Genomic DNA, 25907 nt, shown 5'->3' with positions numbered 1-25907 from the left:
ACCATCCAGTCACGCTTTGTGAGGTGTACGCGCCCATGAGCCCCAGGAAGCCCCCAGAGCGGCCAGCCGAGAGGAGCCCGCCCGCCTCCACGTCCCAGCGCCCCGGCCCCCAGGGCGGCGTCCGGGACACCAACCGCCGCGAGCGGGAGAAGGCCCTCGGCGACGCGGCCCTCCAGCTCTTCGTGGCACGCGGGCTGGATGGCGTCACCATCGACGACATCACCCAGGCGGCCGGCGTGGCCAAGGGCACCTTCTACCGGTACTTCGAGGACAAGGCGGCCCTGGTGGACTTCCTGCTCGAGCCGGTGCGCCGCGAGCTGCTCCAGGGGCTGGTGGCCTGCGGCGAGGCCCTGGAGGCCGCACGTGACGTGGAGGCCATGTTCGAGGCCTACCGTGCCGTGGCCGCCGTCATCGCCGGGGCCATCCTCCAGCACCCGGGGGTGGTGCGGCTCTACCTCCAGGAGTGCCGAGGGCCCGCGCTGGGCGCCCGGGTGAAGCTCGTCGAGGTGGCCCGCCTCATCTCCCACCACGCGGTGGACATGACGCGCCGGGCCCATACCCACGGGCTGCTGCGCCCCATCCGCCCCTCCGTCAGCGGGCTGGCCGTGGTGGGGGCCGTGGAGCGCCTGCTGCTCGCCGTCCTCAGCGAGGAAGAGGACGTCGGCAACCCCCTGGAGCTGCCGGACGCCCTCACCACCCTCATCCTCGATGGGCTGCGCGTGCCGCCCCAGGGCCCCCGGCCCGCCCGCCGGAAGTTGGACGGGAAGCCCGGCCGCCCGTAAGGAAGGGGGCTGTGCGGCGGAGACGGGACAGCGGGTTTCCTTGGGTGAAGGTGGCGCTGTGCGCCGTGTTGCCGCTCGTGCTGCTCAACCTGGCCGTGGCCTTCTTCGGCGACACCCACGTCTCCCCCCTCTCCCTGTCCTTCCTCCGGCAGAAGGCCCACGCCCTCGCCGCCTACGCGCGCCACCGGCCCTCCTGCCTGCTCGAGGGCCACCCGGAGCTTCGCCCCCCTCATCCGCGACACCGAGCGCCGCCACCGCCTCCCCACCGGCCTGCTCGAAGCGCTCGTGGAGGTGGAATCCAACACCCAGCCCCACCGCATCTCCCCCGCGGGTGCCATGGGCCCCGGCCAGCTCATGCCCGGCACCGCGAGCCTGCTGCGTGTGGAGGACCCCTTCGACCCGGCGCCCGCCATCGATGGCAGCGCACGCTACCTCGCCGAGCAACTGGAGCGCTTCCGGGGCAACGTGCGGCTCGCGGTGGCCGCCTACAACGCCGGGCCCGGCAACGTGAACGGCCGCGTCCCGCGCAACGGCGAGACGGAGTTCTACGTGGACAAGGTGCTCACCCGCTACGAGCGCCTCCGGCCCCGCCCTCCGCCCCGGCCCTCCAAGCCCGCGCCTCCCGCGAAGCGTCAGGCCCGTCCGGTGAGCACCACTCCCCGCCATCCGCCCGTTGACCGACCCTCCACCGGATGACCGACCTCCTCCGGATGACGGACGCGAGAACCCCGGAGACCGTGCGATTCCCGTTCGCATGAAACGATTCGCCGGCCTCTCGAAGCTCGCCTTCATCACCCTGGGCGTCCTGGCCCTCCTGGTGGCCTCCCTCAGCCTCTTCGGCAACAACATCCGCAAGCTCTTCGGCGCGAGCGCGGAGGCCCTCGGCTCGGCGGAGGTGGCCAACAACGGCACCCCGCCGACCCGGCACCTCCAGCGCAAGTCGCTGAAGACCTTCGGAGAGAACTCCGAGGGGGACTCGTACGCGGCCCCGGCCCCGGCCCCTGTCAGGGTGTCGGCACCGCCCCCGGCCCGGGAGCGCGCCGAGCCCGCCGCCACCGGCAACACCCACGCCTCGCAGCGCCCCAACCCCTACACCCTCACCAGCGAGGACCGCTTCTCCACCTTCGCGGTGGACGTGGACACCGCCTCCTATGCCCTCTTCCGCCGCCAGGTCGACGAGGGGGGCCTGCCCGCGCGTGACTCCATCCGCCTCGAGGAGTGGGTGAACTACTTCCGCTACCCCTACCCCGCTCCCGAGGAGGGGGACTTCCGGGTGGACCTCGAGGGCGCGCCCTCGCCCTTCACCCCCGGCCGCCACCTCCTCAAGGTGGGCCTGCAGGGCCGCCACATCGCCAAGAGCCAGCGCAAGCCCACCCACCTCGTCTTCCTCGTGGACACCAGCGGCTCCATGTCCCAGCCCGACAAGCTCCCGCTCGCGCAGAAGGCCATGAAGCTGATGGTGGATGGCCTCAACGAGGCGGACACCGTGGCGCTCGTCACCTACGCGGGCCGCGTGAGCGACGTGCTGCCCCCCACCCCCGCCGTCGAGCGCGACAGGCTCTTCGCCGCCATCGACTCGCTCACCAGCGGCGGCGGCACCGCCATGGGTGACGGCCTGGAGACCGCCTACCGCCACGCCGCGAAGAAGGCCAATCCCCGGAGCGTCTCGCGCGTCATCGTCCTCACCGACGGCGACACCAACCTCGGCCGCAACCTCACCGCCGACGCCATGCTCGACAGCATCCAGGGCTACGTGAAGGAGGGCGTCACCCTGTCCACCATCGGCCTGGGCATGGGCAACTACCGCGATGACTTGATGGAGCGGCTGGCCAACAAGGGCAACGGCAACTGCTTCTACATCGACAGCGAGCGCGAGGCCCGCCGCGTCTTCCAGGAGCGGCTCGCCGGGACGCTGGAGGTCATCGCCCAGGACGTGAAGGTGCAGGTGGAGTTCGACCCCGCCAGCGTGCGCGGCTACCGGCTGCTGGGCTACGAGAACCGCGCCATCGCCGACCGCGACTTCCGCAACGACAAGGTGGACGCGGGCGAGATTGGCGCCGGCCACACCGTCACCGCCCTCTACGAGGTGGAGCTCGCCGGCGAGGGCGCGAACGTGGCCACCGTGCGCGTGCGCGCCAAGCGGCCCGGAGGCGTGGAGGCCGCCGAGCAGCGCTTCTCCCTGGCGCGCGCGGGGCTGCACGGCTCGCTGCACGAGGCCTCCGCCAACCTGCGCTTCGCCGCCGCCGTGGCCGGCACCGCGGACATCCTCCGGGGCGCGCCCCAGGCCGGGGACTGGAGCCTCGCCACCGCCGAGTCGCTCGCCGAGGGCGCCGTGGACGGCATGAGCGACCGCGCCGAGTTCCTCGAGCTGCTCCAGAAGGTGCGCGTGCGCCATGCCAGGTCCATGGCGAGCGGCGGCCCCTACTAGCGCGAGCCGTCCAGGCCCCGTCCGGCCTCGGAGTCCACCCAGACCTCCACGTTGCCGTGGAGCTGGAGGAACGAGGCCGGCCACAGCGGGGTGATGGGGCCGCGCACCATGGCCGTCACCGCCGCCGCCTTGTTCACCCCGAAGGCCAGCAGGATGACGCGGCGCGCCTGAAGCAGCGCCGACATGCCCAGGGTGAGCGCCGCCGGGGGCACCTTCCAGACGTCATCCCCGAAGAGCGAGGCCACCGTCTGGCGGGACTCCCGTGACAGGCGCGCCCGGTGGCTCGCCGCCTGGAGGCTCTCCCCCGGCTCGATGAAGGCCACGTGCCCGTTGGGCCCGATGCCCAGCAGCAACAGGTCCAGCCCTCCCGCCGACGCGAGCTGGATGTCGTAGCGCACGCATTCGCGCTCGGCCCGCTCCGCGCTCCCGTCGAGGAAGTGGATGCGCTCGGATGCCAGGTTGACGTGCTGGAAGAGGTGCCGCTCCATGTACGCCCGCATGCTGCTCGGATCGTCCGGCGGCAGGCCGAGGAACTCGTCCAGGTTGAAGGTCGTCACCCGCGAGAAGTCCACCCGGCCCTTCTGGTACAGCGCCACCAGCTCCCGGTAGACGTTGAGCGGTGTGCGGCCGGTGGGCAGCCCGAGAACCAGGGATGGCTTCTCACGCACCGCGTTAGCGACGAGGGCCGCACAGGAGGAGGCGGCTTCCAGCTCGGAGGCGAAGACGCGGACGTTCAAGGCATCGGCCAGCATAACCAAAGCCCTCCTGCCGACAAAGCCGCGCGTCACCTGTTGGATCGGTTCCGGGCCCGGAGGTGGTCCGGGTAGGGTCCAGGGCCCTGGGAGGCCCTGCCCGCCCGCTCCCGCTCCAGCCGCCACTCATCTTCCTCCGGCCGGATGCCACCGTTGCTGGCGAGCGGTTTGGGCAACTTCGCGCATGAATCGCCTCGGAGGTGGGTTAGAAGGGCTACCTCATGAAAGTCGCCGTCCTTACTGGCGGGGGTGATTGCCCCGGCCTCAACGCGGTCATCCGCGCCGTCGTCCGCCGGGCCAGCGCCCATGGCTTCGAGATGATGGGCCTGCGCGACGGTTGGAAGGGTCTCCTTGAGGACAACCACTTCCGCCTCACGCGCGAAACCACCTCCGGCATCCTCCACCGGGGAGGCACCATCCTGGGCACCTCCCGCGTCAATCCCTTCAAGGTCGAGAACGGCCTGGAGCGCGTCAAGCGCGCCATGGAGCGGAATGACATCCACGCCGTCATCGCCATCGGCGGTGAGGGCACGCTCTCGGCCGCCACGCGCATGTCCCAGGAGGGACTGCGCATCGTCGGCGTGCCGAAGACGATCGACAACGATCTCAACGGCACGGACTTCACCTTCGGCTTCGACACGGCGGTCACCATCGCCACCGAGGCCATCGACCGGCTGCACTCCACCGCCGAGTCGCACAAGCGCGTCATCGTGTGCGAGGTGATGGGCCGGCACGTGGGGTGGATCGCCACCTACGCGGGCATGGCCGGCGGCGCGGACGTGATTCTCGTCCCCGAGGTCCCCGCGGACCTGGTGCGCGTGGCCGAGCACATCAAGCACCGGCACTCCACCGGGCGCTCCTTCTCCATCGTGGTGGTGGCCGAGGGCACGCGCATCAAGGCGGCCGAGGACGAGCAGGAGCGCCTGGTCACCTCGGGCGCGCTGGACGAGGCGGGCCGGCCCCGGCTCGGTGGCGTGGGTGCCATCGTGGCCAACGAAATCGAGCGGCGCACGGGCTACGAGACGCGCGTGTCGGTGCTGGGCCACATCCAGCGCGGCGGCGCGCCCACGGCGCATGACCGCGTGCTGGCCACGCGCTTCGGCGTCCACGCGTGCGACATGGTGTCCCGGGGCGAGTTCGGCAAGATGGCCGCGCTGCGGGGCAATGAGATCCTCAGCGTGGACCTGTCGGAGGCCACCCGGGAGCTGAAGAAGGTGCCCCGGGAGTTCTTCGAGGTCGCCCAGGTCTTCTTCGGTTAGGCCGGGGCGGGGGTAGAGTGTCCCCTGCCATGGACCTTTACGCGGAGATGGCGGCCCTCATCGCCGAGGGCCGTCCGTTCGTACTGGCCACCGTCATCGAGAGCTCCGGCAGTACGCCGCAGAAGCCGGGCTCGAAGATGGTGGTGCTCGGAGACGGCGGCCTGCGGGGCACCGTGGGCGGTGGTGCCATCGAGCATCAAATCATCCACGCCGCGCGGACCCTCCTGGAGTCCTCCGAGCACACGCGCGTCATCGAGACGCACCTCACGCACGAGCTGGGCATGTGCTGTGGGGGCCGGATGAAGGTGTTCCTGGAGAAGCACGGGGCTCCGCCTCGGCTCACGGTGTTCGGCGCGGGGCACGTGGCGCGCGAGCTGGCCCTGCTGGCCCACCGGGTGGGCTTCCGGGTGACGGTGGTGGACGCCCGGCCCGAGTGGGCCAACCCCGAGCGCTTCCCCGGCATCGAGCTGGTGCTGAAGGACCCCGCCGACCACGCGCGGACGCTGAGCGGAGGCACCGGACACTGCTTCTGCATCACGACGCACGACCACCCGCTGGACCAGGCGGTGGTGGAGGCGCTGCTGGACAAGCCCTCGGCGTACCTGGGCGTGATTGGGAGCCGGCGCAAGGCCGAGCGCTTCCGGATGCGGCTGCGGGCCGCGGGTTTCTCCGATGAGGCCGTGGCCCGGCTGCGCTCGCCCATGGGCGTGGACATCGGCGCGCTCACACCCGAGGAGATCGCCGTCTCCATCGTGGGAGAGCTCATCCGGGTGCGGCGCCAGGGTGCCCCGGCAGAGTAAAGAGGGGCCATGACGCTGAAGGTGATGACGCTCAACGTCCTCTTCGGAGGGCAGGATCGCTTCGAAGCCCTCCTCGCCCTGGTGGCGCGGGAGCGCCCGGACCTGCTGGTGCTGCAGGAGTGCCTGGGCTGGGACGATGGCGAGCGCCTGCGCCAGGTGGCCGCCACGCTCGGGCCCGAGGGCGCCATCCACGCGCATCTGGGCGCCGCCCGCCCGCGAGGCAGCGGCAACTGCTACCACGTGTCCGTCCTCAGCCGCACGCCCCCGCGCTCCCTCCGCGTGCACAACGACCCGCACTTCATCGGGCACGCCCTGGTGCAGTGCGAGTTCGACACCGAGGAGGGTCCGCTGACCTTCTTCGGGACGCACTACGACGCGCACTACGAAACCCTCCGCTTCGTCGAGGCCCGCTACCTGCGCTCGCTGCTGGACCCCGAGGCCTTCCGCCAGGGCTTCTATCTGCTGGCGGGGGATCTCAACTCCCTGTCCCGCAAGGATCCCTACCCCGTGGACCTCGCCGACCAGTTGCGCCTGGCGGGCGTGGACAAGTACGGCCACCCGCCGCGCTTCGACGTCATCGACGACGTGGAGGCCTTCGGCTGGGTGGACACCCTGCGCCACCGGCCCGCCTCGCCCGCCTGGGTGACCGCGCGCCGCGTCCGCAACGGCGTGACGATCGACTATCGGACGGACTACATCTACGCCTCCCCGCGAATGGCCGAGCGCCTCATCAGCGCCGAGGTCATCGACGTGGGTGAGGCCACCGACCACAACGCGGTGGTGGCGACGTTCCGCACCCGCTGAGACCAGACGGACCGGAAGGGCCGTCCGTCCAGGAGCGCACAGCGGCCCGGACCCGCGGCCCACTGACGCGTGCACTCGCCGCCCGGCCGGGCTTGCCAGGGCCCCCGGGAATCCCAACCCTCCAGAATGGAGGGGCTGGCCGTGATTTCACACTTCCGAGCACCGTTCATCGTCCTGCTCGCGCTGGCCATGGGCTGCCTCGACCTGCCCTCCATTTCCTCCGGGGACGCACCCGCGATGGAGGAGCCCGCGGGTGAAGCGCCTCCGCCCGGGACCGTGCCGCCCCGGGAGCCGGAGCCCGTGGAGCTTCCGCCGCCCACGGACTCCGGGTCGCCCAAGGAGGTGCCCCATGATGACTTCGGGACGCGCAACCTCTACCCCTCCGCGCCCAATGGCCGGAAGTGGGCCGCCCGGTGGCACGAGCACCCGCGCACGCTGAAGGTGGGGCAGGTGGACCCGTATGACCCCGAGTTCCAACTTCGGGGCTCGGGACACACGCTGGAGCTGCCCGGCGATGGCACGGCACGGAGCTCGGGGTGGCTCATCCGCTTCTACATCGGCAGGCCCGACAAGAAGTGGCTCAACACCGAGGTGACGCTGTACGCGATGCGCGTGTCCGAGCTGGAGCGGGACGTGGGCTCGTCCGGCTTCGAGTTCCAGACGCGCACCTCGGACGGCCACCTGGACGGCTCGCTGCGCAACGAGGCGGGCCTCGACCGGCAATGCGACGGGCACGCCTATTCGTACTCGCTGCGCTTCGATGGCCGGGCGGTGCTCCAGAAGGAGCTCAAGCACCCCCTGTATACGTCCCAGGTGACGAAGTCCCTCTGGGGCGGCCGCGCCCTGCCGCGCGACAAGTGGGTGGGCATCAAGGTCATCACCTATGACCTGCCCGGGAGCCAGGTGAAGCAGGAGCTGTGGCTGGACCTCACCGATGGCGAGAACGGGGGCACGTGGAAGAAGGTCCACGAGCACGTCGACGCGGGCGGCTGGAGCATCTCCCCCGAGGTGGCCGCCACCTGCCGCATCGCCGCGGACCAGCGCCTCACCCGGCCCGAGCCCCTCATCATCCTGCGCAACCACGGCATCCGCGAGCAGCGCTACAAGAAGGCCACCATCCGGGAGATCCAACCGCCCGTGCCATGAGCGCGGGCTGCATGGAAGACGACACGGTGCACCTCTTTCCCGAGGTGTCCGCGAGTCCCCCTGCTACAAGCCCGGCACGTGCGCCACGTCCGGCGCGGCAGGTCTGGAGGAGACACATGGTGGTGCTGACGGATGAGGGCTCTCGCGCGGAAATCGTCCCCGAGCGCGGGGCGCTCGTCAGCCGCTTCATCGTCGAGGGCGAGCCCATCCTCTTCCTCGACGAGAGCACCCTCGCGGACCCCACGAAGAACGTGCGCGGCGGCATCCCCGTGCTCTTCCCCGCCCCCGGCGTCCTCCCCGGTGGCAAGTACACGGCGGACGGCCGCGAGTACCCCATGCGCCGCCATGGCTTCGCCCGGGACCTGCCCTGGGAGGTGCGCTCCCAGGAGACCTCGCGCGTGGTGCTCGCGCTCGGGCACTCGGAGCAGACGCTGCGCGAGTTCCCCTGGCGCTTCGAGGCGCTCCTCTCCGTAACGCTCCTGGGCTCCGCGCTCCACCTGTCCTTCAGCGCCGAGAACCGCGACTCGCGGCCCATGCCCCTGCACCTCGGCTACCACCCCTACTTCCACGTCCCCCAGGCCCACAAGGCCGCCGCCAGCGTCGAGACCGATGCCTCGCGCGCCTGGGACAACCGCAAGGGTGCCCATGTGGCCCTCACCGGGTTGGAGCTCACCGGGCCCGAGGTGGACATGCACCTGCTCGACCACTCGATGCACGGCACCACGCTGGAGCGCGGGCCCGGCCTGCGTCCGGTGGAGCTCGCCTGGAGCCCCGCCTTCACCACCCTGGTGGTGTGGACGCTCGAGGGCCGTGACTTCGTCTGCGTGGAGCCCTGGACCGCCCCCGGTGGCGCCCTCCAGACGCACCAGGGGCTGCTCACCGTCGCGCCCGGAGAGACCTTCACCTCCGAGTTCGAGATCAGCGTCGAGCCAATGGCCCGCTTCGTCCGCTAAAAGGAGGCCATGTCCTTCCTTTCCCACCTGGAGTGCTCCCGCTGCCGCAAGACGCATGACGCGGACCGGGTCCAGAACCTGTGTGACTGCGGCGGCCCGCTGCTCGTACGCTATGACTTGAAGGCCGTTGCCAAGGCCGTGCGCCCCGCCGACCTCGCCGGCCGCGTCTCCTCGCTCTGGCGCTACCGCGAGGTGCTGCCCCTCCGCGATGACAAGAACATCGTCACGCTCGGCGAGGGCATGACGCCGCTCTTTCCGCTTCCCCGGCTGGGCGCCGAGCTCGGCCTGCCCGACCTGTGGTTGAAGGACGAGGGGTTGAATCCCACCGCCACCTTCAAGGCTCGCGGCGCCGCCACGGGTGTGAGCCGCGCCCTCGAGCTGGGCATCAAGGCGCTCGCCATGCCCACCAACGGGAATGCCGGAGGTGCCTGGGCCAGCTACGGCGCCCGCGCCGGTATGTCCGTCACCCTGGTGATGCCCACCGACGCTCCCGCCATGAGCGTCCTGGAGGCCAGCGCCGTGGGTGCCAACGCGTACATGGTCCGCGGGCAGATTACCGACGCCGGTGCCATCATCGGCCGCTCGGCCAAGGCCCATGGCTGGTTCGAGGCCGCTACCCTCAAGGAGCCGTACCGCATCGAGGGCAAGAAGACGATGGGGTATGAGATCGCCGAGCAGCTCGGCTGGAGCCTGCCGGACGTCATCCTGTACCCCACCGGCGGCGGCGTGGGCATCATCGGCATCTACAAGGCCCTGCTGGAGATGCGCGAGCTGGGCTGGCTGCCCGAGAACGTCCGCTTCCCCAAGCTCGTCGCCGTCCAGGCCGAGGGCTGCCAGCCCATCGTGAAGGCCTTCCACGAGGGCAAGGACGTCTCCGAGAAGTGGGAGAATGCGTCCACGGTGGCCCAGGGGATTCGCGTGCCCAAGGCCCTTGGGGACTTCCTCGTGCTCCAGGCCGTGCGCGAGACCGGTGGCACCTGCGTCGCCGTTTCCGACGCTGACACCCTGTGGGGTCTGGAGCGCATCAGCCGCCAGGAGGGCGCGTTCATCTGCCCTGAAGGTGCGGCGCTCGTGGGCGCGGCTCGGATGCTGCTTCGCGATGGGTGGTTGAATGCCGGTCAGCGCGTGCTGCTGCTCAATACGGGCGCCGGTATCAAGTACCCGGATGTCATGAGCCCCAAGCTGCCCGTGCTCGAACTGAACGCCACGCTGTGATTCGTGGCGTGGGCCACGGGCGCAATCTGGGGCCCGTGGCACCCTCACCCCGTCCCTCTCCCGAGGGGAGAGGGGTTGTTGGCGAGGGTGTTGGCGAGGTTATTGGGACTTGGGAGCCTCAGACTCCTTCGTGAATGGCACGTCCAGTACCGGCAGCTTCGTCGCTCCCGGCAGGTCGTAGTGCCACCACTCCATCGCGTTCCTCTTGAAGCCCGCTCCCTCCATCGCCTTCCGGAGGATCTCCCGGTGCTTCCGCGACGCCTCCGTCCCGCCCTTGTAGCTGTGGTGCGCCTTCGGCTCGAACGAGTCGAACTCCGTCGGCATCTCCACTTCCGTCCCGTCCATCGTCGTCAGCGTCAGGTCCACCGCCGCCCCACGATTGTGGTTGCCACCCTTCTTCGGGTTCGCCACGTAGCCGGGCTTCGGGAGGATCTTCCACATCTGCCACTGCACCGCGATCGGCCGGTAGCAGTCGTACACCTTCAGCCGGTACCCCTGCGCGCGCAGCGTCTCCGCCGCCTTCGCCAGCCGCTCGGCCGCCTCGTGCCGCAACATGCAGCGCGCCCCGTCCGGGTACACCTTCTGCTTCAGGAAGTTGTCCGGCGTGGCGTACTTCATGTCCACCACCAGGTCCTTCACCACCTCGGTGGCGTCCACCACCGGCGAGTTCCCTGCCGCCAGCCACAGCCCCAACGCCACGCTTGCCACTCCAGCCATCTCAGGCTCCCTTCACGTAGGGCGTCGGGTCCGCGACCCCCGCCTGCTCGAATCCCCGGCGCCGCAGCACACAGCTATCGCACCGCCCACACGCCCGCCCCTCCGGGTCCGGGTCGTAGCACGAGTGCGTCATCGAATAGTCCACGCCCAGCTTCACCCCCGCCCGGATGATGTCCGCCTTCGTCATCCCCGACAGCGGCGCCCTCACCTCGAAGCGCGTCCCCTCCACTCCCGCCTTCGTCGCCAGCGTCGCCATCTGCTCGAACGCCCGGATGAACTCGGGCCGGCAGTCCGGATAGCCGCTGTAGTCCACCGCGTTCACGCCAATGTAGATGACGCTCGCCTCCACCACCTCCGCCAACCCCAGCGCCAGCGAGAGGAAGAGCGCGTTGCGCGCCGGCACGTAGGTGATGGGGATGCCGTGCGACAGCTCCCCCTCGGGCCGGTCCTTGGGCACGTCGATGTCCGCCGTCAGGGCCGAGCCGCCCACCTGCCGCAGGTCCACCGTCACCACCCGGAAGTCCTTCACCCCCATGGCCTGCGTCACCCGGCGCGCCCGCTCCAGCTCCACCGCGTGCCGCTGCCCGTAGGACACCGCCAGGCACACCGGCTCGAAGCCGTCCGCCTTCGCCATCGCCAGCACCGTCGTCGAGTCCAACCCGCCCGACAGCAGCACCACCGCCTTCTTGCTATTGCCCGCCATTGAAGCGCCGCTTTCCTTCCAGGCCGTACACCGCCGTGCACGACACCGTGCACTTGCACCGCGTGCTCTTCCCTGCCGTCATCTCCCCATCAAACTTCTCAGAATCATAGCAGTTAAGCCTCAAAAAGGAGAGCACCATAGTGCTTCCAAAACGAATCGGAGTCAGCCGGGAGCGTGACCATCGCCTGAAGACACTACGTCTGGAAATGTTTAGTCAGCCCACCACATGACCTGCGCTGCCCTTATACTTCAAACTCAAATCATTCGGGCCAATCCTGCGGGATGAGCGCATGGCCGCCAATCCAGCGCTCCCGTGTTGCACCAACATATCGCGCATCATCAGAAAAGTAGGCATGCTCCAAAATAAGCATCTGGAGAGATTCGCCACGCTCCACTTCGTCAAAGAGCGTATCGAAATACCTTTTAAGACTCACGACATCTGGTTGACCAGAACGAACAACCTCCTCACTCTTGGGGTGGTTCGGATCTGGTGGGTAGTAAGGGCGGCTTAGTTGGTCAAAAAGCAGGAAGCCCGGCACTGGGCGCGCCCGTTCCGCGAAAAGGCGATGGAATGACAGCAAAAATGCCACGTGGAGCGTAAGGTAATTTTCATCAGAACCAACATCGCGCATGTCTTCACGACGCCTCGACGTTATAATTCCAACAGAAAGGTTCCGCAAATTTATATCAAATGGGCTTCGCGCATATCGCGCATCTAGCGGGAGGCGTGCAGCAATTTCCGTGGCCATCGCATTCAACCTCGCCTTGGCGAGATCTAGACCATCGAGCTTGGTGTCAGGGTCGAGTTCACTCTCAAGGGCCTCGATTCGCGTCCGCAAATCAGGGACTATGTTCGGAGCGTCGACTCCCGTGACGAGCACAGGCTCAGCAGCCTCAAGATACATGCTGATCCTGCCAAGCACTCGGAAACGCCTCTCAGCCAGCTCTTTTACTGTACGCTGAGACTCGGACTCGCGAACCAACGCCCCGATTTTCTCACGAACTACCGCAATCCTGTCGGTGTACTCGGCCAACTTATCTTCAAGTTCCGAAATGACAGTGTCGAGCTTTGGGCGCTCTCGCGTAACCTCACGAAGCTCGCCCTGCACACGCTTGAAAGCTCCAAGCACATCTTCAACAGAATCAATCCGCCCATGAATGGACTGAGCACACAGTGGACATGCGTCTTCCAGTGCGCCTTCCGGGATAATTTTCACCACACTTAGCCGCCGCTCCTCCACCTTGCCCGCCTGCTCAAAGCGCTCCGACGCATGGATTGCTCGTTTTGCAGCAGCAATTTGATTACGAATTGCAGAGCCCTCTGCAGAGAGCCTCCGCTCCTCTCCGTACAATCGCGCCAACTGCTCATTCGTAGCAAACGTACTGGGCAGGATCGGAGGATTGAGGTCAATGGTGCGCAACATGTCGCGCGCGCCCTGAACTGAGAGTGCATCGGGCACATCTCTCAAGAGCCCAACCTGAGCTGCCTCATTGACCAAGGAGATTGGTATTGCACTACCATCAGCAACAATAGATTGCCGTGCTAAACGCTTACGTTCCTCAGCCGCCAATGCCCCCTTAAGGCGACGCAACTCTGCCTCTCGCGCCACAGTATCTTCATCAATAACACCAACAACATAAGGAAGCGCATCAATAACATATTGCTCCCTGCGATCAGACGCAGACGTCCTCAGCAGAGCGTTTTTATTAATGATGTGCTGATCATCCTGTAGGAGATACGGCACCACACTACGAATCGAAACACGAACAGAAGATCGCGCTCTTGCACCGAAAAGCTCAGTTTGAACCTGACCGATTCCAAGTAGTTGTTCAAACCGCCGAAGCGCAGTCTCTGAATCCATTGTCCGCCTCAATTGCGAAGCAGACGCCGGAACCACAACATTTACTCCCACATCAAAATAAACATCATTCGATACGACTTTCGGACCGGGCGGCATTTTTCGGCAGATCAAACATTCAGTCTGCCCCTTCACCCAAACCACTCCGACCCAAGAACATGCGTCTCGCACGCGCCCAGGAATATGACATTCGCTCGCGCCCATCACATAATCTATAACTTCCGCGATAGCCGATTTTCCGGTATGCGAATCACCCGTAATGATGTTCACCGACTCAGCAACAAGATTAACGTCTCGTCGCCGGTCATCGTGACTATAAAACAGAATGGATTTCAGATTCCAACGTTTCATAGCGTGAGCCCAAGAGTGTGCAAGACCATCCGTGTTGACCCCACATCCGCCACCCACCGACCAAAACGCCGCGCAACACCAAAACAAGAGCGCAAATCGCCACCAAGCGCCTGAATTTGGCTGTCGCGAACTTTCACTTCGGGGCGCATGCCACCATAACCATCTCCAACAAGCAGACGATAGCGAGCACCAAAAAGAATTCCTTCACGAGAGTACGTAGCGGTACGCTCAACCCTCTCTCCCAATCCAATGGTAATCTCGGGATTCCGCTGTACCCAATCATAAAAGCTAGTGCGTGCGTTAGTTCCCTGAAACTTCGCTCGCAGGTCATCTGAAAGAACAAGTGGAATCGGTAAAAAGAGGAGCGGGAATTCTGCACCTCGCCCATCCATCGTTCCATGCCCCGAGAGAAATGACCATAAAACCAAGCTACACAACGCTGGGTTGGTCATTGCGTACACGTCGAGCAGGCGGCTCATTGCTCAACCTCCTCAGTCTTCGTCGCGGCATCAACCACCGGAACAGCACTGGATTGGACATCGCCAGAAATGCCGTCTTGGCCATGATCCTGTTGCGTGCTCCCGCTACTCATTCCAGCCTTCAAGCGCCGTTCATAATCGGGATGCCACCCCACGCGGAGCTCATCAGCCAGTTGCTGATAGCTACCTTGCACATAAAAGGGCTCCCTCCACTCAGGACGTACTGGGGGAACTTCATTGGGCGCATTCAAATGCGACCAGTCGAGTAGCTTTAAACCTTCCGTACATGCCAGTTCTTCTGAGCCGCCTGCACAATCGTTGCACATCGGCCCATGCCGATCACCCCAATATTCCTCAAGGCGATCGTCATATTCCTTCAATAGGGTAGCAAGACTTACATCATGCAGCATCCAACGATTCCGCTGTTCGCGTGCCCGCCACTTCGCCACTAGCGCGCGGCCGATACGCGAATCCCCTCCATTTACAAGCGTGATTTGACGCTCCCAATTGCCCCCGCGTTCTTCTTCGAGCTTGCCCGGCTTACGCATGCTGAAATCATTAGGCAGCGTGCTCTCAAGATGTTCCGCTGCAAGCTCTTGGAGCCTAGAAACCAGTTCCCCCTTATGCATTTCACGCGCCCGCTTGCCAAGCAGGGCGAGCGCGACCTGCCGATCCCACCATTCAATTAATCGCTCTGCGACCTGGCGACGATGTTCCTGCCGAATGAAGTTACGAAGCCGCTCAATCACCCGATCAGGTATATCAACGATAGACCCAATGCGCGGATGAAGGGTGATGCGGCGAGTAAGTTCCACGCGTGCGGGCAGAGACAAATTAATGAATGCTTCGCACCCTTCGGCACGTTCGCCGTAAGGTAGTTTGATATTCTTGCTTGCCGCTTCTACACGACTGTTGTGTACGCGTTGCGCCTCATTCAGTAGAGCATCGACCAGCTTACTTCGGTCGCCTTTAGGGTCCGCCAAGACTTCCAAGCGATCATTTTCGACCACCCTAGCGCTAGTCACGAAGTAAAACTGTACGGATGGATCATTCACTCGCGCGGACCAATTCCGAATTGCCTTCCAAAATCCATCGTTCTTAATACTCAATGCCGATGGACTATCCAGGCTGTGCTTCAATTGGTGCAACGCCACATTTGCGGTAGTCGTGAGCCTAACATCATCACCAGACTCGATGCAGACAGAGGCAGCGTCATCATGCGCCTCTAGGAGCACCATTAGTGCGTACAACCCCTGGTAGACGTAGCCTAGATAGGAATCGCCTGCGTCAAATTGGCTGTGCCCCGCCATTTCCGTCTCCATGCAGTTGTCGATGTGCCAACTGAGCCGGAAAGATGCTCAGAAAGGGGCTCAAAGGAACACCACCGCCTTCTTGCTATTGCCCGCCATTGAAGCGCCGCTTCCCTTCCAGGCCGTACACCGCCGTGCACGACACCGTGCACTTGCACCGCGTGCTCTTCCCCGGGAGGAAGGTCACCCGCAGCTCACCACAGGCCCTCTCCGCGTCATAGCCATTCGCGGTGGGGCCCGGCACCGAGCCATCCGGCAGGCCCGCATCCGGCATGTTGTTGCACCGGCTTCCAATGGCCCGGTCCTGGCTGTCGCTCAGCACCACCACCGACATCGTCTCGTCGATCTCCGCGCCCTCGCAGCCCTCGCCACAGCTCGCGAGCTGCGCCGCGGCCCGGTGCGTCGTCGCGTAGCGCTGCGTGGGCGCATCGAAGGTCGCCCTGCGCGAGAAGCCCTCGATGGTGAACCACACCCCGCCGTCCGTGCTGTCTCGCGAGAAGGTGCCCGAGAAGTCGAAGCCGCCGTCCACGAGCCGGTTGAAGTCCCCTCCGTCCGCCTTGCAGTCCGTCCGCGCCCAGTTGGCCTGGGCATGGAAGTCGAACATGCCAATGGTCAGGTCCCCCGGGTACACCGTCTCGGACACGCATGCGGCGACGAGGGCGAGCACGGGGAGCGACACGAGCAGCAGACGTCTTGTGGCGGGCATAGGGTCTCGAAAGGTTACACGGTCTCCAAGGCCGCGAGGGCCACCGCGCGGAACGCCGTGCTGGTCCGCAGCACCGTGCCCACGTCCACCTTGGACGGGTCGGAGCCGCGCACCTCGGGCGACAGATGGGCCAGCACGCGCGACGCGGCCAGCGACGTGGGCACCGCTCGGAACGCCGCCACCGCCGCCTCGTCGAAGCCTTCCACCAGGCCAGGACGGCTCAGCGCCTCGCCCCGCGCGCCCAGGCACAGCGCCAGCGCGCACAGGTAGCCCAGCTCCACCGGGCCGAAGCAGGCCAGCGTCCCCGCGCCCAACACCAGCTCGTCCGGCGAGGCGAGGTACGCCTCCACGCCGCCCGCCGGATTCAGGAAGACGTGCACCGCTCCCGCGCCCAGCTCCTTCAGCGTGGGCCGCAGGGCCGCATGCAGGCGGGGCATGCTGTCCTCCGTCACCGGCACCACGTCCGGAGGCAGCGCGTGGCGGAAACCCTCGGACAGGGCCACCGGGGAGATGGTCGCCGTCGAGGCACTCGCCGTGCTGGAGACGAGCGCCGCGCCGAAGCCGTCCACGCGCGCCACCTCCATGGCCACGTCATCGCAGGCCGCCAGCGCCTCGGCGTACAGCGTCCACCCGTCCGCGTCCACCGGCTGCTGCCGCAGCAGCTCGGGCCAGAGGTGGATGGCCAGCGCCGCGCCCTCGTACGTGGGCGACAGCCGCTCCGCCACCAGGCGCTTCGCCGGCATCGAGAGCTGTCCGGCCTGGAAGAGCCGCTCGGCCAGGCGCACCGCGAACACCACGAGCTGCCCGTCCAGGTACTGGCGGAGGATGTCCTCCAACTGCTCCGGGTCCTCCGTGAGGCGCTCGCGGAGCTGCAGCGCCTCGCCCGTGAAGCCCTGCGCCTCGGCGACCCGCGCACGCCGCTCCAGCCGCTCCGGCGTCTCCGGCAACAGCTTGAGCTGCTCGGCCGCCTCGGGCAGCCGGCCCAGCGCCTCGTACGCCTCCGCGAGCCGCTCGCGCCACAGCCCCATCGCCGCCGGGCCCGCGAGCATCGCCGCGAGCTGCTCGGCCACCACCACGAAGCGCGCGTGGTTCTTCGTCTCGTCGTAGATGGGGAGCAGGAACTCCAGCGCGCGGATCGTGCCGGGCGCGTCCTCGAGCGCCTTCTCGAAGGCCTCCAGCGCGCGCGGCTTGTCGCCCGCCCACATCAGCATGTCGCCATGCTCCACGTGGAGGCTCGCACGGGCCTTGGGGTCCGTCTCCAGCAGGATGAGCAGGCCCAGCGTGTCCGCCGCGTCCGCGGTGAGCCCCGCGTCCCGCTGCAGCCGGAAGCGCTCGCGCAGCAGCTTGCCCCGCCGCTCCGCCCAGTTGTCCGCCGCCTCGGCCAGCGCCTCCAGGCGCTCCTCCAGCGGCAGCGCCCGGACGTGGGTGAGCACCGCCTCGGACAGTGCCTCGGGGAAGCCCCCCAGGCCCGGCAGCAGGCCTCGCAAGCGCTCGGTGAAGCCCGGCACCGCCGCGAGCCACTCCATGGCGCGCAGGCGGGACTCGGCCGACGCACCGTCCGCGCGCAGCACCTCGCTCCGCAGCTCCGTGGCCAGGGCCACGTCCCACTGCGTGAGCAGGTCCGCCAACCGCAGCAGCCCGTCCCAATCACCCTCGGCGCGCAGGCCGGTGGCCAGGTCCGTGACGTGCGAGGCATCCACGTCCGGCCGCGACACCAGTGCCCAGAGCGCCTCGCGGACCCGGGCCGTGTCCCCGGCACGCTCGGCCAACGCCAGGGCCCCCGTGAGATCGCCCGCCTCGAGCGCGGGCCCGAAGCCCACCTCGACGGCGCGCATGGGAGAGCCCAGCCGCTGGAAGCGCCCGGCCAGCTCCGCCGGGGCCAGCGTGTCCGGGGCCTCCGAGGCCACCCGCTCGAGCACCTCGAGGGCCTCGGCGTTCTCGCCCGCGGACTCCCACAGGCCCGCCGCCTCCAGCAGCAGCGCCGGCCGCTGGGCGGAGTACGCCAGTCGGGCCGCCTGCAACAGCGCCTGCGCCGCGCGCCCGGGCTCTTCCGCCGCGGCGTGCAGGGCCGACACCCACTTCAGCGCCTCCACATCGGGCTCGCTCGAGACGGCCTCACGGGCCGCGCGCAGTGCCTCCGGAATGCGGCCCGCGGCCTCGAACTCGCGCGATGCGGCCAGCAGCAGCTCCCGGCGCTCCGCGTTGGAGAGCAGCTCTGCCCGGGCCAGACGCACCTCGGCCAGCCGGCCCGGCTCCGTGGTGAGCAGCGGCTCCAGGGCCTCCAGCGCCTCGGCGTAGCCCGCACCGGACGTGCCCCGGGCCACCACCGCCTCCAGCATCTCGCGGGCGAGCGGCTCGCGGCCGGCGGCACTGGCCAGGGACGCCAGCTCCAGCCTCAGCAGCGAGGCCTCGTCCGCGTCCTCCGTGGCGGGCACCAGCCGCTCCAACGTCTCCAGCAGCGTGGCCGACTCGCCCCGCTTGCGCAGGCCCACCACCCGGGCCTTGAGCGCGGCCACGTTGGCCGGGTCGGCCTCGGCGGCGCGCTCCACGAGGGCCTCGGCGCGCTGCGGATCATCGAGCTGGCCCGCGGCGACATCGGCCGCGGCCAGCAGCAGCTCCGCGGCACGCGAGCCACCGGCGGCCAGGGCACCCGCCTCGTACACGGCGAGCAGGTCCGCGGGACGGCGCAGGGCACGCAGGCCCGTCACCGCCCGGTCGATGATGTTCGCATCCGCGGGACGCAGGCGCGCCAGGTGCAGCAGCGCGTCGATGGACTCCTTGGGGTCTTCGAAGAGGTCCGCCGCGCGGCGGTACAGCACCTCGGCGGTGGCGGCGTCCGCCTTGCGCGCGAGCTTCAGGGAGGCGCGGTACAGCCCCTTGGAGTCCCCCGTCTTGCCGTACACCTCGGCGAGGAGCGACAGGGCCTCCTGGCCCCGGGCGCCCTCGGGCTCGAGCGACACCACGGCCTCGAAGGACTCGGCGGCGTCACGGTACGCGCCGGAGGACAGCGAGGCATGGCCGAGCCGCAGGTGCGTGCGCACGCGCACCGGCACGGGCAGCGACTCACCACCCGCGGCGAGCAGGCGCCGGTCATAAGGCTGGGCCGCACCCGGGCCACCGCCCTCGGCGGCCAGCTCCGCGCGCGTGGCGAGCGCGTCCACGTCATCGCCCGCCTTGCCCAGGTAGTCGTCGAAGGCCTGGGCGGCGAGCAGCACCTCTCCCGCCTTCAGCAGGCTGTCCGCGCGCTCGCGCAGCAGCGGCAGCGCCTGCTCGGGCGGCACGGCGGCGGCACGCAGGGAGAGCAGCTCCGCCAGCCGGCGCACGTCCCCGGCGGCGCGGGCGCGCAGCACGTGGAAGGCCTCGGCGCTGGAGGGGGCCAGCTCGAAGGCCTGGTCCTCGCACAGCAGCGCACGCTCCAGCGCACCGGCCTCGCGGAAGGCCTTCGCGGCGGCGAGGTAGCTCTCCGCGGCCTGCGCGGGCGGCTGCTTCTGGGCCCGGCGCAACAACAACGCGGCGAGCGCCTGCGTATCGCCCGTCTCCGTCAGCCACGCGCGGTGGCGCGAGTAGAGCGGCTCCTGGAAGGGGTCCGCCTCCAGCAGCAGGGCGTCGAATTCGGCGGCATCCGCCGAGCGCCCCATCTCGTGGAGCAGGTCCGCCGCCTGGCGCGTGAGGTCCAGGTCATCCGGCAGCGCGGAGCGTGCCGCGAGCAGCGCGATGGTGGCGGCATCCGGACGCCCGGCGCGCTCACGGTAGAGGGTGGCGGCACGCAGCAGCAACTGCGCGCGGCGGGCGGCGTCCTCCTCGAGCGAGGCGGACTCCTCGAACCAGGCGGCCAGCTCGGCCACCCGGCCCTCGCGCTCCAGCAGCTCGCACAGGAGCGTCTCGGCCTCCTGGAGGGAGCGGTCCTGACGGAGCGCCTCGCGCAGGAAGCCCTCGGCCTTCTCGGAGTCACCCAGGACGCCGAGGTGCAGCTTCGCCAGCCGCAGCGTCCACGGGCCCTTCTCGCGCGTGCCGGTCAGCAGCGGCAGGGCGCGCTCCAGCCAGCGGGCCTCGGCGGCGGTGTCGTCCCGGCGCACGGCCAGCTCGATGCCCATGCGCGCCGTGTCGAGCTGCGTGCACAGCGTGAAGGCCCGCTCCAGCGCCAGCTCGGCGGCGGGCAGGTCCAGCTTCGCGTCGCGCAGCATCTCCGCGCGGTGACGCTCGCAGTCGGCGGCCTCGTCCGTCCGCCCCTCCTTCTCCAGGAGGAAGCGCAGCGCCTCCAGCGAGCGCAGGGACTCGTCGACCCGGCCCGCCTCCTCGGCCAGGAGCGCGTGCTCCGAGCAGGCCGAGATGGCGCCGTCGAGGTCTCCCGCCTCCTGGCTGAGCGCGGCCACCACCTGGAAGCTCGGCCATCAACTCGGGGACGCGGCCCGCGTTGCGGTAGAGCGTGGCGAGCGACTGGTGCAGCGGCAGCGGCTCCTCCGCCATCTCCGCCGCACGGACCAGCAGCGCGGCGGCGAGGGTGGAGTCGGCCAGCGAGTCCCGGGCGCGCTCGGACAGCGACACGAGACGCTCCGCGGTCTCCTCGGACGGAGGCAGGGCGCGCGCGTGGGCGACGAGCACGTCGAAGGCGGCGCGGGGCTCGTCCTTCTCCAGCAGCGCGGCGAGCCGGTGCACCGCCACTTCATTCAGCGGGCTCTCGGCGAGCAGGCGCTTGTACGCGGACACCGCGCGCCGCGAGTCCCCGAGCTTCTCGGCCAGGGCCCCCAGGCGCAGCCAGGCCTTCTCGGCGCGCTCGGGCTCGGAGGAGAAGTCGGCGGCGGCGGCGAGCTGCTCCTGCAGGGGCAGCGCCTCCTTCACGTCACCTTGCAGGAAGAGGAGTTCGGCCAGCTCGGCGAGCTGCGCGTCGCGCGCGGGCACGAGGGCATGGGCGCGGCGGGCGAAGTCCAGGGCCCGGGCCATGTCCCCGGCAGCGCGCGCATGCACGGCGCCCTCGCGCAGGAGGGCGGCGGCCTCGGCCGGAGGCAGGTGGCTGGTGCCGACGTCGAGGAGCTTCGCGGCCTCGGCGGAGTCACCCCGGCCGGCGACGAGGGCCACCAGGTGGCGGCGCACGTCGATGTTCTCGGGAGCCAGGCGCACCGCCTGCCGCAGCGCGGCCTCGGCGGCCTCGGGCTGCTCCAGGCGCTCCAGGTGGAGGGTACCCAGCTCGGCGTAGAGGGCGGCGGCCTCGGGAGGAGGCGCGTGCGAGGCCTCGGCGGCGAGCAGGCCCGCGAGACGCGTCCAGTCCTCCTGGTCGCGCAGCACGCGCTGGAGCGCGGCGGTGGCCCCGGCATGGCGCGGGGCGAGGGAGAGCGCCGCCTCCAGGCTGTCCGCGGCCTCGGCGAGCTTGCCCGTCTTCTCGAGCAGGCTCGCGCGCGCCAGTTGCGCCTCCACGCGGCGAGGCAGGGGCCCCTGGCGCGCGGCCTCGGCGAGCGCATCGGCCTCGGCATCGGTCTGCCCATCGCGGCGCGCGAGCGTGGCGAGGGCGAAGAAGGCATCACTGCGCTCGGCCGGAGACAGCGGCAGCGCCACGGCGGCGAGCAGGGCCTCGCGGGCCGGGGTGCGCGCGTCCTTCTCCACCAGCACGGAGGCAAGCGCGAGCAGCCGCGTGCGGGCGCGCTCGGCGAGCTTCCGGCTCGGAGGCCACCACCTGACGCCAGGCCTCCAGCTCGTCCACGTCGTCGCCGGCCTCGCGGGCGAGCGCGGCGATGGCGAGCCACAGGGGCGCGGGCCGGTGGGAGAGCTTCGTGGCGGCGAGGAAGTCGTCGCGCGCGGACTGGGAGCGGCCCGCGTTGCGGTGGAGGGCGGCGCGGCGGGAGAGCAGCTCGGCGCGGGCATCCCCCGAGGCGGAAGTAATGAGGGTGCCCAGCAGTGCGAGGCGCTCGGCCTCCTCCTGGGGAGTGCCGGTGCCCGGCGGGGGCAGCAGCTCCAGCAGGCCCTGCGTGGCCCAGGTGTCGTGGGGCTCCTCGGCGAGGATGCTGCGCAGGGCGTCTGCGGCCTCGGCGGGACGGCCCAGGGCGAGGCACAGCTCGGCCAGCTCGCGGCGCGCGGAGCGGCGGGCGTCACCGGAGAGGCGCGGCCACAGTGTGGCGAGCAGGTCCGCCAGCGCCTCGCGCGCCCCGGCCTTGCGGTGGAGGCCCGCGAGCTCCGCCTGGGCCTCGAGGTCCTCGGGAGCCAGGGTGCAGTACTGCGCGAGCAGGCGGCGGGCGGAGTCCGGGCGTCCGGCGCGCACGGCGGCGGCGGAGGCGCGGCGGGTGAGCTCCAGCAGCTCGTCCTCGCGGGGCGCGTCCGGGTCCACCGCGGGCAGGGCCAGCACCGCCTCGAAATCCTCTAGGGCGGCGCGGGGGTCGGCCTGCATCCGCAGCTCGCCGCGGCGCATGCGCGCGGGGGCGAAGGAGGCCTCGCGCTCCAGGGCCTCGGCGAGGAAGGCTTCCTCGCGGCTGGTGCCCATGGCGAGCACGGAGGCGCGATAGAGGAGCTTCGCGCCCGCGCGTGCGTCCGTCACGAGGGCGGCCTTGCGCGCGAAGAGGCGGGCGGCCTCCAGCTTCTCGCCGCGCTCCAGCTCCAGCTCGGCGAGCGCATCGAGGGCCTCGGCGGCCAGCGGGCCCGAGGGGCTCGCATCCAGCGCGGCGGACAGACGCAGGAGGGCGGGGCCCTTCTCCCCGCGCTCCAGGAGGACGCGGGCGCTCTGCAGGAAGAGGGGCGCGGCCTCGGCGGCGCGCTCGGCGGCGACGAGGGCCTGGGCACGCGCGGCCCACAACTCGGCCAGCTCGCGCGTCTCTCCGGCCTCGGTGTAGAGGGCCTCCAGCCGGGAGGCGAGCGCATCATCCAGGCGGCGCAGCGGGAAGGCCTGGGCGTAGGCGGCGATGGCGGCCTCGCGGTCTCCCATCAGCTCGCACGCGCGGCCCAGACGCGAGCGGATGTCCGCGAGGCGCTCGGGGGCGGTGGTGCGCGGCAGGGAGGACAGCAGCGACTCCAGCGCGCGCCGGGCGTGCTCGGGACGCTCGCAGCGCAGCGACAGCTCCGCCAGCTCCAGCAGCACGGCCTGCTCCGGAGACAGGCGCGCGGCCTTCTCCAGGGCCACCAGCGCCTCGCCCAGACGGCCCAGTCGGGCCTCCAGCACGTTGGCCAGCTCGCGCAGTGCCGCCGCCGCGAGCCGCTTGTCGCCCTGCGCCTCGGCCACGCGCGCCCGCTCTTCCAGGGCGGTGGCAAGGCCCGCCATGTCCGAGCGCTTGCGCTGGAGGGCGCACAGCTCGCCCAGGGTGGGCAGGTCATCCGGCTCCGCCTTCAGCACCTCCTGGAGGGCGGTGGCGGCGAGGTCCAGGTCGAAGGCCAGGTCACGCGCGGCCACGGAGAGGCGGCGGTACTTCTGCGCGCGCTCCTTGGGCTCGGGGGTGAGACGCGCGAGGGCGGAGAGGCAGCGGGTGAGCAGCCCTCCGTCGCGGCGCGCCTCGGCGAGCGCCAGCATGGACTCCAGCGCGAGCTTGTGATCGGAGTCGGCCTCCAGCGCGGAGGTGAGGAGGCGCTCGGCCTTCTCGGGCTGCTGCAGGCGGCCGCGGTACAGCTCTCCGGCCTCGGCCCAGAGGGCGGCGCGGCGGCCGGGCTCCTCGTGGACGGCGGCGGCCTTCTCCAGCGCCTCGGCGAGCTCCTGGGTGCGGCCGGTGGCGCGGAAGTACGGAATCAGCTCGTCGAGCGCGGCGGAGTCGCGCGGGTCCAACGCGAGCGCGGCCTCCAGGTGCTCACGGGCGCGGGCGGGGTCGCCGAGCTTCGTGCGGTACAGGCGGGCCAGGGCGTGGTGGCTCTGGTGCGCGGCCTGGCGGATGGACTCGGAGCGCGGCGCGGGGCCGGCCAGCTCCAGCGCCTGCTGGTAACCGGCGAGCGCCTCCTGCAGCTTGCCCAGCTTCTCGGCCACGCGCGCGGTGGAGAAGAGGGGCTCGGGCTCGCCGGGCAGCAGCGACGTGGCCTCACGGTAGCGCAGCAGCGCGTTGTCCGGCTGCTGGAGGCCCTCTTCCCAGATGCGGCCGGCGAGGAGGTTGGCGCGGCCCACTCGGTCCAGCTCGTGGCGGGCCATGGCCACCTCGCGCAGACGGTCCAGGGCCTTGAGGGCGCGCAGGTGCTCGCCGCCGCGGTGGCACAGCTCGCCCAGCAGCAGCAGGGCGTCCGGCTGGTCCGGCGCGAGACGCAGCGCGGCCTCGCAGTGCAGGCGGGCGCCGGCGACATCGTCCTCCGTCTGGGCACACAGCCGCGCGAGGTGCACGTGGGCGTCCGCGGCCTCGACGGGGTCTCTCGCGAGCGCGGCGATGCGGCGGTAGGCGCGCACGGCACCGGCGCGGTCGCGGCTCTGGTCCGAGGCGCGCGCGAGGGCCTTGAGGGAAGGCAGGTGGTCCGGCTTGAGGCCGAGCACCTCATGGAGGGCCTTCACCGCCACCTGGGGCGCATGGTCCCTGGCGGCGCGGGCGGCGGCCTCGGCGGAGAAGAAGGCGGCGGCCTCCTCGGAGGCGCGGCGCGACAGGGTGCACAGGGCGAGGTAGCGCTCGGCGGCGCGGGCGTGCTCGTTGCGGCGCTCTCGCACCACGGCCTCGCCCCAGAGGGCGGCGGGGCTCTTCTCGCGGCGGCGCAGCAGCGTGGCGGCCACGTCCAGGGCCAGGTCGTGGGCCTGCGGGTCGGCCACGAGGAGCGACAACAAGCGCTCGGCGGCGAAGGGGTGGGCGTCCTGGGCGTCACCGGCCTGCAGGTACGCGTCGCGGGCCTCGGCGAGCTTGCCCTGGGCGAGCAGGGCCTCGGCGTCGGCGAAGGCGCGGGAGCCCTCGAGGGCCAGCAGCAGCTCCTCATCGGGCGGGGCCGGAGGCGGCAGGCCCCCGGAGGAGAAACGCAGGCGCAGGCCCGCGCTGCTCACCTCGGCGGAGGACAGGCGCGCGGTGTCCAGCACGGGCATCTTGAAGCCCCGGCTGACGGCGGCCTTCTGGCAGAGCGCGGGCAGCACGCGGGTGGAGAAACCGGTGGCGCCGCGCACCTCCACCTCGGGCAGCAGGCCCAGCTCGGCCACGGTGGCGGCGAGGAGGCCGGGCACCTGCACCGACGGCGTGGAGGCGAAGCCGTACAGGCGCACGTCGTAGAGGTAGAGGGCGAGCCGCTCGCCATCCGCGTCGAAGGCCACCTTGAAGGTGAGCGGAGTGCGCTCCGGGGCCTGGAGGAAGGCCTGGCCCTCGAGGTAGCCGGGGCGGAAGTGCAGCTTGAGGCCCTCGAGGCCGGCCACGCGTCCGGCCAGCTCCGCCACCTTGCGCGCCACCAGGTCCGCGTCGACGTTCAGCTCCAGGAAGCCGAAGAGGAGCTTCTTGCGCTGGTAGCGCGAGGCTCCCGCGCTGACGTTGAAGGGGAAGGTGACGTCGGGAATCTGCAGCGCGAAGTCGGCGATGGACAGGCCGGGCGCCAGCTCGAGGGGCGGAAACCCCACGAAGGCGCGCCTGTCCAACAGGCGCAGCTCGGGGGCGGCGGCTTGCGCTTCGGACGCGGTCTTGGGGGAGTCGCTGTCGGTGGCCATCGGGGGGCTGCTGTCGAGCACGGGAAGGTACCACGTGGTCCAACCCCCCGGAATTTTTGCTGTTACCCCGCCCGGAGGGCAGGC

Annotated in this window: 16 protein-coding genes and 1 pseudogene; 9 read left to right on the top strand and 8 right to left on the bottom strand. The window is 69.7% G+C overall.

What is annotated here, in order from left to right; genetic code table 11:
- Positions 1-35: 35 nt before the first annotated feature.
- The 3 genes from ACN28I_RS37255 (at position 36) to ACN28I_RS37245 (ending at position 3210) form a co-directional block, all read left to right on the top strand.
- On the top strand, positions 36-782 hold the full coding sequence (locus tag ACN28I_RS37255; protein ID WP_420946653.1) for a TetR/AcrR family transcriptional regulator: 747 nt from the start codon (positions 36-38) through the stop codon (positions 780-782).
- A 285-nt stretch (positions 783-1067) separates the two neighbouring features.
- The gene (locus ACN28I_RS37250; RefSeq protein WP_420946652.1) at positions 1068-1478 is read left to right on the top strand and encodes a lytic transglycosylase domain-containing protein; all 411 of its coding nucleotides are present in this window, start codon (positions 1068-1070) and stop codon (positions 1476-1478) included.
- 58 nt (positions 1479-1536) lie between these two features.
- Positions 1537-3210: a vWA domain-containing protein gene (locus tag ACN28I_RS37245; RefSeq protein WP_420946651.1), complete on the top strand. Its 1674-nt coding sequence runs from the start codon at positions 1537-1539 to the stop codon at positions 3208-3210.
- On the opposite strand, the gene nagB is transcribed toward ACN28I_RS37245, so the two are convergent.
- Complete coding sequence (nagB, locus tag ACN28I_RS37240; protein WP_420946650.1) at positions 3207-3962, bottom strand: glucosamine-6-phosphate deaminase; 756 nt, start codon at positions 3960-3962, stop codon at positions 3207-3209. The genes ACN28I_RS37245 and nagB overlap by 4 nt on opposite strands.
- A gap of 221 nt (positions 3963-4183) precedes the next feature.
- Between nagB and ACN28I_RS37235 the strand changes: the two genes are divergently transcribed.
- The 6 genes from ACN28I_RS37235 to ACN28I_RS37210 all read left to right on the top strand — a co-directional run bounded on the left by ACN28I_RS37235 (position 4184) and on the right by ACN28I_RS37210 (position 10139).
- Complete coding sequence (locus tag ACN28I_RS37235) at positions 4184-5221, top strand: 6-phosphofructokinase (RefSeq protein ID WP_420946649.1); 1038 nt, start codon at positions 4184-4186, stop codon at positions 5219-5221.
- 29 nt (positions 5222-5250) lie between these two features.
- Positions 5251-6021, top strand: coding sequence for a xanthine dehydrogenase accessory protein XdhC (gene xdhC / locus ACN28I_RS37230; protein WP_420946648.1), 771 nt, complete (start codon positions 5251-5253; stop codon positions 6019-6021).
- 9 nt (positions 6022-6030) lie between these two features.
- Positions 6031-6825 carry an endonuclease/exonuclease/phosphatase family protein gene (locus tag ACN28I_RS37225; protein ID WP_420946647.1) on the top strand — a complete coding sequence of 265 codons (795 nt, stop codon included), beginning with the start codon at positions 6031-6033 and terminating at the stop codon, positions 6823-6825.
- 141 nt (positions 6826-6966) lie between these two features.
- Entirely contained in the window at positions 6967-7971 is a 1005-nt protein-coding gene (locus ACN28I_RS37220; RefSeq protein WP_420946646.1) for a hypothetical protein, read from the top strand.
- Positions 7972-8087: 116 nt separating this feature from the next.
- Positions 8088-8924: an aldose epimerase gene (locus tag ACN28I_RS37215; protein WP_420946645.1), complete on the top strand. Its 837-nt coding sequence runs from the start codon at positions 8088-8090 to the stop codon at positions 8922-8924.
- Between the two features lie 9 nt (positions 8925-8933).
- Positions 8934-10139 carry a threonine synthase gene (locus ACN28I_RS37210; RefSeq protein ID WP_420946644.1) on the top strand — a complete coding sequence of 402 codons (1206 nt, stop codon included), beginning with the start codon at positions 8934-8936 and terminating at the stop codon, positions 10137-10139.
- A gap of 99 nt (positions 10140-10238) precedes the next feature.
- Here the strand turns inward: ACN28I_RS37210 and ddpX are convergent, their stop codons facing one another.
- The 7 genes and pseudogenes from ddpX to ACN28I_RS37175 all read right to left on the bottom strand — a co-directional run bounded on the left by ddpX (position 10239) and on the right by ACN28I_RS37175 (position 25823).
- Positions 10239-10856 (bottom strand): D-alanyl-D-alanine dipeptidase, encoded by a 618-nt coding sequence (ddpX, locus tag ACN28I_RS37205; protein ID WP_420946643.1) that lies wholly within the window; start codon positions 10854-10856, stop codon positions 10239-10241.
- Position 10857: 1 nt separating this feature from the next.
- Positions 10858-11559, bottom strand: coding sequence for a 7-cyano-7-deazaguanine synthase QueC (queC, locus tag ACN28I_RS37200; RefSeq protein ID WP_420946642.1), 702 nt, complete (start codon positions 11557-11559; stop codon positions 10858-10860).
- 260 nt (positions 11560-11819) lie between these two features.
- Positions 11820-13769 (bottom strand): DUF3732 domain-containing protein, encoded by a 1950-nt coding sequence (locus ACN28I_RS37195; protein ID WP_420946641.1) that lies wholly within the window; start codon positions 13767-13769, stop codon positions 11820-11822.
- Entirely contained in the window at positions 13766-14248 is a 483-nt protein-coding gene (locus ACN28I_RS37190) for a three component ABC system middle component (RefSeq protein ID WP_420946640.1), read from the bottom strand. The genes ACN28I_RS37195 and ACN28I_RS37190 overlap by 4 nt, the downstream gene beginning before the upstream one ends.
- A complete protein-coding gene (locus ACN28I_RS37185; RefSeq protein WP_420946639.1) occupies positions 14245-15570 on the bottom strand; it encodes an ABC-three component system protein in 1326 nt (441 codons plus the stop codon). The genes ACN28I_RS37190 and ACN28I_RS37185 overlap by 4 nt, the downstream gene beginning before the upstream one ends.
- 73 nt (positions 15571-15643) lie before the next feature.
- Positions 15644-16264, bottom strand: a complete 621-nt coding sequence (locus ACN28I_RS37180) for a hypothetical protein (protein ID WP_420946638.1) — start codon at positions 16262-16264, stop codon at positions 15644-15646.
- A 14-nt stretch (positions 16265-16278) separates the two neighbouring features.
- Positions 16279-25823 (bottom strand): annotated as a pseudogene (locus tag ACN28I_RS37175) (flagellar hook-length control protein FliK).
- Positions 25824-25907 lie beyond the last annotated feature (84 nt).

The organism is Archangium gephyra (genome assembly GCF_049060025.1).
Lineage (GTDB): Bacteria > Myxococcota > Myxococcia > Myxococcales > Myxococcaceae > Archangium > Archangium gephyra_A.
This window is presented reverse-complemented; position numbering and strand designations above follow the sequence as displayed.